General features: G+C 69.1%; 1 protein-coding gene. It reads right to left on the bottom strand.

Translation table 11 applies throughout. From position 1 onward, the window contains the following. On the bottom strand, positions 1-1,209 hold a 1,209-nt coding region (locus A5699_RS15275; RefSeq protein WP_157561278.1), incomplete at both ends, for a DNA polymerase III subunits gamma/tau.

The following is a 1,209-nucleotide window of genomic DNA, read 5'->3' as shown; positions in this document are numbered from 1 at the left end:
GGCTGCGCCGCACGAAGGTCTTGACCGGTTCGGCCGGACGCGGCGCCGACGCCGACGCCTCACCCGCCGGAATCGACATGTCCAGCCGGGTCTCGATGCGTTCGATGCGCTGCAGCAGCGCCGACTCGGTGTCATGCGCCGAGGGCAGCAGTAATCGCGCGCACACCACTTCCAGCAGCAGCCGCGGGGCGGTGGCACCACGCATCTCGCCGAGCCCGGCGTGCACCACCTCGGCATAGCGGGTCAGCGTGGCCGCTCCGAGCTTGGCGGCCTGCTCACGCATCCGTTCCAAGACGTCGGTCGGGGCGTCGACCACACCACGAGTGACCGCGTCAGGCACGGCCTGCAGCACGATCAAGTCGCGGAAGCGCTCCAGCAGATCGGTGGCGAAGCGTCGGGGATCGTGACCGGCGTCGATCACGGACTCCACCGCACCGAACAGGGCAGCCGCATCGCCGGCGGCCAAGGCCTCGACCGCGTCGTCGATGAGCGCCATGTCGGTGGCGCCCAGCAGGGCCAGCGCCCGTTGATACGTGATGTGGCTGCCGTTGGCCCCCTGCTCGGAGCCGGCCAACAGCTGATCGAGCACCGACAGGGTGTCGCGGGGTGAACCCCCGCCGGCGCGGATGACCAGCGGGTACACCGCGTCATCAACGGTCACGTTCTCGTCGCCACAGATTCTCTCCAGCAGCGGCCGCATGGTGCGCGGGGCCAACAGCCGGAACGGGTAGTGATGCGTGCGCGACCGGATGGTCGGCAGCACCTTCTCCGGCTCGGTGGTGGCGAAGACGAAGATCAGGTGCTCGGGCGGCTCCTCGACGATCTTGAGCAGCGCGTTGAAGCCGGCCGTGGTGACCATGTGCGCCTCGTCGACGATGAAGATCCGGTACCGCGACTGGGCCGGCGCGTAGAACGCCCGGTCCCGCAATTCACGGGTGTCGTCCACACCGCCGTGGCTGGCCGCGTCGAGCTCGACGACGTCGACGTTGCCCGGACCGTTCGGCGCCAATGCGACGCACGAATCGCACACCCCACACGGTGTGGGCGTGGGCCCCTGCTCGCAGTTGAGCGAGCGGGCCAGGATGCGGGCCGAGGAGGTCTTGCCGCAGCCGCGCGGCCCGGAGAACAGATACGCGTGGTTGATCCGGTTCGCTGTCAGCGCAGTCGATAGCGGCTCGGTGACATGTTCCTGGCCAACGACTTCCGCGA

Origin of the sequence: Mycobacterium sp. E802 (assembly GCF_001666875.1) — a bacterium.
Classification (GTDB): Bacteria; Actinomycetota; Actinomycetes; order Mycobacteriales; family Mycobacteriaceae; genus Mycobacterium.
Note: the sequence above shows the minus strand (reverse complement) of the source record. Positions and strands in the feature narration are given on the sequence as shown.